At 43.9% G+C, this 7,538-nt stretch carries 4 protein-coding genes, 1 tRNA gene and 2 pseudogenes; all 7 read left to right on the top strand.

Going from position 1 to position 7,538, the window contains the following annotated elements; translation table 11 throughout:
- The first annotated feature begins 16 nt into the window (after positions 1-16).
- Positions 17-92 (top strand) — tRNA-Gly (locus tag RH85_RS05205).
- Between the two features lie 387 nt (positions 93-479).
- Positions 480-986, top strand: coding sequence for a hypothetical protein (locus RH85_RS05200; RefSeq protein ID WP_006711152.1), 507 nt, complete (start codon positions 480-482; stop codon positions 984-986).
- A 30-nt stretch (positions 987-1,016) separates the two neighbouring features.
- On the top strand, positions 1,017-2,528 hold the full coding sequence (locus tag RH85_RS05195) for a GGDEF domain-containing protein (RefSeq protein ID WP_006711151.1): 1,512 nt from the start codon (positions 1,017-1,019) through the stop codon (positions 2,526-2,528).
- Between the two features lie 350 nt (positions 2,529-2,878).
- Positions 2,879-3,667 carry a TetR/AcrR family transcriptional regulator gene (locus RH85_RS05190; RefSeq protein ID WP_006711150.1) on the top strand — a complete coding sequence of 263 codons (789 nt, stop codon included), beginning with the start codon at positions 2,879-2,881 and terminating at the stop codon, positions 3,665-3,667.
- 183 nt (positions 3,668-3,850) lie between these two features.
- A pseudogene (locus tag RH85_RS05185) lies at positions 3,851-6,236 on the top strand (efflux RND transporter permease subunit).
- Between the two features lie 80 nt (positions 6,237-6,316).
- Entirely contained in the window at positions 6,317-7,066 is a 750-nt protein-coding gene (locus tag RH85_RS05180; RefSeq protein WP_086027066.1) for an outer membrane lipoprotein-sorting protein, read from the top strand.
- An 8-nt stretch (positions 7,067-7,074) separates the two neighbouring features.
- Positions 7,075-7,538 (top strand): annotated as a pseudogene (locus tag RH85_RS05175) (hypothetical protein); the annotation flags it as partial.

Raw genomic sequence — 7,538 nt, 5'->3', positions numbered from 1 at the left:
ATTATTAGGTAAAAATGCGACACTAGCTCAGTTGGTAGAGCGCAACCTTGCCAAGGTTGAGGTCATCGGTTCGAACCCGATGTGTCGCTCCAAACAAATGAAACCTCGATATTATATCGAGGTTTTTTTTCGTCTATCTAAAACCTCTCACCTTGAACGCAGCTTGCATCACGCTTCTCCGGCGCCAACTTTGGATATTCCGTTTTCCAGTTAAATATCAGCGATATCGATTGTTAACATCATTATTATTAGGATTTAGCGTGGTCAAGTCCGCGTTTTACTAACCAAAAGCCGTGAAACAAATACATGAGAGTTTGAATCACTCCGCAGCCTGACATGTGACTCGGCAACATTGTTGAAAATAAATACAAATCTATAGCAGAATTGCATACCATTATTTAGTGTGCTTGTTTGCATATCAGGTGTTTCGGTATTGCGAAGGGTTGTTAGAACTAAAAAATAGTTGGATTTAGGTTGCTATGAGAGCACTGGGGTTATTGAGTTTTTTGTACATATTGCTGCTTTCAAGTTTCGTTAAAGCGGAATCGATCGCAAGCTACCCTGTGGGTTGGGAGTTTTGGCCCATCGTCAAAGAAACCATTATTTATCCTGAAAATAGTGATCTTCCAGCGGAAAGCTCTTTGTTTGCTCAAGAAACGTTTCGAGCTTATAGCTGGATAAATAACGGTCAGGGATCATCTCTCACGATCCGTGTTAACCCGAAAAAAATTAAGCAATATCTTAATCGCGGTCCCTATAGTGATGGCCCAACTGTTGTTGCGATTTCGGAACAAGCCGATCTCATTCGAATTACCGAACACATCGGGGGAGAGGCTATTTATGGCAGTTACAATCACAAAGGGGAAGACATTAGTCATAGCCACCCATCATTGAAGCCCGGTTACTGCAATAGCTGCCATTCCTCCTACAAAGATATTTGTCGCCATGGTGTTTGTTCTGTCTTTGGTAGTCGTCTTAAAAAGTGAACCGTTCTATTCTCATTAGGATAAGCCGTTATGATCACAGTCATTAAAAGATTAAGCATCAATCAAATGCTGTTTATGTCCCATCTTTGTTTGGTACTGCTCGTCATTGCTGGTTTGAGTTTTACTCGTTACGAAAGTGAGTGGCAACGACAAGTTGATTATTCAGCGGCCTTAGCGAATCAAGCATTGCAGTCGCAAGTCCATTTTTTCTCCACCTCTGTAGCGGGTGTTAATTATGCGAACCTCACCATGGCCTCGGTCGTTGAGCGTTTGGCTTCTATTGATGATCTCGAATTTATCGAGGTAAAAGGGGTGTCGGATTACTCGTCACAAGAGGTCTATGTCCGCTATATACCTACTTATGGCAAAGTTTGGCGCGCCAATGTCACTGACCAAGATTTGCAATTATCCTATGAGCGAGTCACGAGACTAAAAGCACAACTCAAAACGGTTGAAACACACAATACAATTGAAGTGCGTAAGCTCAATTATCTATTGGTTAAAGCACAAGCAGAACGAGACTCTCTAACTAACAGTAATAAGTTGGCGTTAAATGAAGAAATCCGCTGGTTAAGGCCACTTAGTAACGATGAACGCTTCTATCTCGATGAACAAAGCTACCTACTCAATATTGAAATTCCGCTGCGGAATAATAATGGCGGTTATATTTGGGCGGTGTTTGATGCGAGTAAATTAGCTGCAATCAAAAAAAATATTATTAGAGAAATTGGTTTTGAAGCCATCGCGGCGTTGTTGTTGGTGATTTGTATCGCCTACTGGGTGACACACCGTATTGTCTCTCCGCTGAAAAATTTAGCGATTAGCATGAACAGTGGCGCGCGTTATAAAACCATGAAAGATCTCGACGAACTGAATCGAGAGGATGAGATTGGCCAATTGGCGCGCGCCTACAAAGGGCGATTAATGAAGATCGATCAACAACTTGATTCGTTACGAGCTAAATCAGATGCAGACTTATTAACCGGATTAGGTTCACGTTATAAATATTCTCGTACCGCATTACCATACATTCAGCAAAACGTATTGCGCGGAAAATATGTTGGGCTGATGATTTGTGATATCGATAACTTCAAAGCTTATAACGACATATACGGGCATATGGCGGGTGATGATGCTTTGGCGAGCGTTGCTGGGCAATTACAGAGTAAATTGACCAATGTTGACATGGCGTTTCGTTATGGTGGTGAAGAATTTGTGATTTTGTGTGCGCGTCATGATAGGGAAGAGCTAGAGCGTTCCAGTGAGCTTTTGCGCCGCGCAATAGAGCAACTGGCGATTGAGCACATTGGCAATGCTGATTATGGCCGAGTTACCGTCTCCATCGGCGGTGCTTTGGCGCAACGAAACTCGTTACATCGCTGTGACGCAGGATTTGAAGAACTGGTTGAGTCGCTGTTTTCTACTGCAGATAAAACCTTATATGAATGCAAACGTACTGGGCGAAATCGCGTTGCATGGGCGAGTGTATTTACTACGCAGCTAGCGGTATATAAAAATGAGTCATCACTGGTAGGATCGTAGTACGCCAAATCTATACCATCCTTACGACATGATCTTACAAGGGGGATGTGATGTACTTAGGGTATGAGCGATGCTGGTTCACGTTCAATATTTCCGTTTTCTCTGTTTTTCCAACTGCTAATATCGAACTTAGTATGTTTCGATATTCCATATTGTAATATCAATCGGCGTAATCATTGATATTTTGCATTAGGTCACTTGAACTCTCTGTCTTTATCACCTATTGTGACGATGTGTCAAAAAATGATGAAGCGTTACAAAGTTGGATTAATGGTTAATTCGGTGGTGATATCGAATCGTGTTATAATGCAAAAGTCAGGGAGTACAAACAGAGACGGGCATAGATAATCATGTTTGGTTTTAGCTGTAAAAAGAATGAGCAAAAAGAAAAGTCAGGTTGTGTGTTTGGTTTATCCAAAAAACAGCAGGCGATTGCTGACCGTGAGGTGGAGTTAATTTTATTAGCGAAATCTATGGTTCAAGAACAAGGGTTTAGTAACTTAACTATGGATAAGCTCACTACCATGAGCCCTTATTCTAAAGGTACGATTTATAACCATTTTTGCAGCAAAGAAGATGTCATTATTGCATTATGCATTCACTCTTTAAGAGCGGAAGCATTGATGTTTGCTCGTTCATCGGAATTCGGTGGTAATACACGTGAACAGGTGATTGCTTTACACGTAAGCTATCGCATTTATGCTCGTATGGAACCGGTACTCTCTACATGCGCGATTATGGCAAAGAGCCCTTGGGTGTTGGAAAAAGCGTCTCCAGCCAGGGTGCAGCAACTTAATGAACTTGAAGAGCAAGTGATTAATTTTGCCGACGGTTTGATCAGTAGCGCGGTAGAAGCGGGTGATTTGAAGTTCTCTTCAGGCATTGGTTCAGATTCTATTGTTTTTGCGAATTGGGCCATTGCCTTTGGGTCAAATGCCTTGGCGCAAAACGCTTCGAATAGTCATTGTATCAGTCGATTACAAGACCCTTTTTCAGTATTACACAATGCGAATATGTTGCTCGATGGCCTGAACTGGCAGCCCCTTTCAACAGAATGGGATTATCGTAAAACTTGGCAGCGTGTAGAAAAAGAGCTGTTCAACGATGAGATTGAATACCTTGCGTCCGTTGGTCGATAACAAAGCCCTTTAGGGCTTTTAAAATCGCCATTGGTGACGATTCGTCAAAAAATGACATGTAACGCCATAGCATTAAGCTAATTGAGTTAAATGCGTAGTTTTGGCAATGCATTTATTAAGCATCCAGCACTAGCTGGATTTTTAATGGATATTTTTGACGAACCGTCACAAATGGAGAGTGTGATGAACGCACAGAGTTCTAACTCAAACGCATGGTTTACTTGGCCGACGAGATACGCATGGTGGGTAATCCTATTTACGGTCACTGCGATCGTTGTCTCTACTATTGGGGCTAAAAACTTATATTTTCGCGGCGACTATGAAATATTTTTTGATGGGCAAAATGAGCAATTATTAGCCTTTGATGAGATTCAAACTACGTTCGCTAAGTCCGACAACATTTCGATTGTCATTGCTCCACAAGATCAAACGATCTTCAATAAAACCAACTTAACGTTGATCCAGCAACTCACTGTCGATGCGTGGCAAATTCCATACTCGAGCCGCGTTGATTCCTTGGCTAACTTTCAACATACCGAAGCGCACCAAGATGACTTGATCGTTGAGGATTTGTTGTACCAAGACTATCCCTTAACGACTGAGCGTATTGAGCGCGCACAAACAATCGCGCTCAATGAACCCGCTTTGGTCCATTCGATGATTTCGCAAAACGGCGATGTATCGGTAATTAATGTCACGATTCAAATGCCTGAAATCGATAAAACCGCCGAGTCGATTGAAGTCGTGGCTTATGTCGACGACTTAATAAAGAAGTATCAGCAACTCTACCCTGACGTTAGCTTTTATAAAGCAGGGTTGGTGGCGTTAAATGATGCCTTTATGGTTGCCGCGCAGCAAGATTCTACCACCCTAGTACCGATGATGTTTGGGGTTATCCTGCTGTTCTTAGTGTTGATGCTACGCTCGATTTCCAGTGTTATCGCCACGCTAGTGATTATTCTTGCTTCAGTGATGACCACGTTAGGTTTAACAGGGTGGGCGGGGATGTTCCTGAGTACGGCGACCGTGAATATTCCAACCTTGGTAATGACGCTCGCGGTCGCTGATTGTGTGCATGTGATCGCGACCATGCGCCAGCGTATGCAAAGAGGGGATTCAAAGGTTCAGGCTATCACGCATAGCGTGGAGATCAATGCCGTTCCTATTTTCATCACATCAATTACCACGGCCATCGGTTTTATGATGATGAATATGTCGGATTCACCGGTACTACGTGATTTTGGTAATGAAGCCGCCTTGGGCGTAATGATCGCCTGTTTACTCTCTGTCACATTGCTGCCCGCTTTGCTTAAAGTGCTGCCAATCAGAATCAAACCACTGGCAAGTTCCGAACAACCAGAGTCAGGTCTTATGGCTCTACTTGCCAATGTGGTGGTAAAGCATCAAAGCAAACTGCTGCCGATTTCTGTTGTTGTGATCGTATTGGCTGCGGTGGCCGTTCCGTTCAATAAGGTGAACGATGATTCGGTGCGGTACTTCGACACCAGCAGCGAGTTTCGTCAAGCTGCGGATTTTATGGAGCAGCGTATCAGTGGCATGACCAACATCAGCATTGCGATAAAAACGGCGGAATCCCAAGGCATTGCTGCGCCTAATTTTATGGCGACTTTAGGTGAGTTTACAGATTGGTTGAGAGCCCAACCGGAAACCGATCATGTTGCCTCACTTGCCGATACTTATAAGCGCTTAAAATAAAAACATGCACGGTGATGATCCCGCTTATTACCAACTGCCTCAAGAACGTGAGCTAGCGGCGCAGTATTTATTGCTGTATGAGATGTCGCTGCCATTTGGTTTGGATCTTAATAATCAAATCAACGTGGATAAGTCTTCGGTCAAACTGGTGCTGACAACGGAGAATTTAGGCAGTGTTGGTTTGGTTGATTTAGAAAATCGCATCTACCAATGGTTTCGTGAGCATGCACCACAATATCAAATCGTGGCATCGAGCCCGAATCTGATGTTTGCCCACATTGGCGAAACCAACATGACCAGCATGCTTTCCACCTTACCAATCACACTTATTTTGATATCGGGCTTGATGATCTTTGCCCTACGGTCAGTGCGACTTGGCGTGATCAGTTTAATGCCTAATATCGCGCCTGCGATTATAGGCTTTGGCTTGTGGGCGCTCATTTCCGGTGAGATCAATCTTGGTCTATCGGTGGTAGTGACATTGACACTGGGTATCGTCGTGGATGATGCGGTGCACTTCTTATCGAAATATCAACGCGCTCGAAAGCAGGGGCAATCGGCTGAAGCGTCCGTTCGTTATGCCTTCCTTACCGTTGGTCGCGCGTTATGGATCACTACCGTGGTGTTGGTCGCCGGTTTCTCGGTCCTAGCAATGTCATCATTCCGACTCAATGCCGATATGGGCATGCTGAGTGCCATCGTGATTTTTATCGCTCTAGTGGTCGACTTTGTCTTCTTGCCTGCGTTGCTCATGAAGTTCGATAAGGCGGATTATGCGATGGAGATATCATCGTCAAAAACAGAATCATTAGTAACAGATAGCAATGTACAACCGCTTAGCAGCACGCGTTAGAAATAAGGATATTTATGATGATAAGAAATAAAGCAAAACAGTCACGTAGCATTGCCGTATCACTTTTACTGGCTTTGGGGATGGGGCTGTTCCATTCGGCCATGGCACATGCAAGCGTGGAGCGCGGATTGGAAATTGCACAAGAGCGTAAAGTGCGTGACGAAGGGTGGGGCGATTCATTAGCAACCATGAACATGGTGCTAAAAAATGCTCAAGGAGAAAGCAGTACTCGTGCGATGCGATTAAAAAACCTTGAAGTGAAGGATGATGGCGATAAAGGGCTGACTATTTTTGATGAGCCCCGTGATGTTAAAGGCACCGCCTTTCTTAACCATTCACATATTGTTGATGCCGATGATCAATGGCTATACCTCCCGGCTTTAAAGCGGGTTAAACGAATTTCATCGCGTAATAAATCCGGCCCTTTTATGGGCAGTGAATTTTCATTCGAAGATCTTAGCTCGTTTGAATTAGAGAAGTACCGCTTTAATTATCTAGGTGATGAGCAATGGGATGGCCAAGCGACTTATCAACTTGAGCAGATACCAACGGATAAAAATTCCGGCTACACCAAGCAAATCGCATGGATTGATACGCAGCACTATCGTCCGCTAAAAATCGAATTTTATGACCGCCGTGGCGCGTTACTTAAAACACTGACGTTTTCTGACTATACGCTCTATCTGAACAAGTATTGGCGCGCTCATCGCATGGCGATGGTGAATCATCAATCGGGGAAAAGTACCGAATTGATCACGAGTGATTTAGAGTTCCAAACCGGCCTTAGTGACAAGGATTTTCAAAAAAACATCCTCAAACGGGTTAAGTAGGTGCGCGAATGAAATCATCTCTAGTCACCGCTGGTTGTCGAAGTTTGCTGTGGGCAGCCAGCGTTTTTGGTGTGGTAATGCTGCCTGTGCACGCCGTTGAATTTTCCGGACAGGTCAATGTGGAGCATCGACAGTTTGTGAGTCATGGTCTTCAGGGACAGCAGAAAGGGCAGAGTTCTTTGGTATTACAGCCAGAATGGTATTGGGAACTTTCAGAGGGAGAAGCCAGTTTTACCTTTGTGCCATTTTATCGTTATGACCAAATGGATTCTGAGCGCACCCATGGCGATATCCGTGAAGCGCTTTATTTAACCTATTGGGATGACTATGAACTGCGTGTCGGTATCGGCAAAGTGTTTTGGGGAGTAACTGAGTCGGCGCATTTAGTGGATGTGATCAATCAAACTGATGCGATTGAATCGGTTGATGGCGAAGATAAGCTCGGCCAACCAATGCTACATTTTAGTACGAC

Origin of the sequence: Vibrio ichthyoenteri ATCC 700023 (genome assembly GCF_000222605.1) — a bacterium.
GTDB lineage: Bacteria > Pseudomonadota > Gammaproteobacteria > Enterobacterales > Vibrionaceae > Vibrio > Vibrio ichthyoenteri.
Note: the sequence above shows the minus strand (reverse complement) of the source record. Positions and strands in the feature narration are given on the sequence as shown.

Excerpts from the sequence above, each read along its gene's own strand:
- RH85_RS05200 (WP_006711152.1), top strand. The coding sequence starts at position 480 with ATGAGAGCACTGGGGTTATTGAGTTTTTTGTACATATTGCTGCTTTCA.
- RH85_RS05195 (WP_006711151.1), top strand. The coding sequence starts at position 1,017 with ATGATCACAGTCATTAAAAGATTAAGCATCAATCAAATGCTGTTTATG.
- RH85_RS05190 (WP_006711150.1), top strand. The coding sequence starts at position 2,879 with ATGTTTGGTTTTAGCTGTAAAAAGAATGAGCAAAAAGAAAAGTCAGGT.
- RH85_RS05180 (WP_086027066.1), top strand. The coding sequence starts at position 6,317 with ATGGGGCTGTTCCATTCGGCCATGGCACATGCAAGCGTGGAGCGCGGA.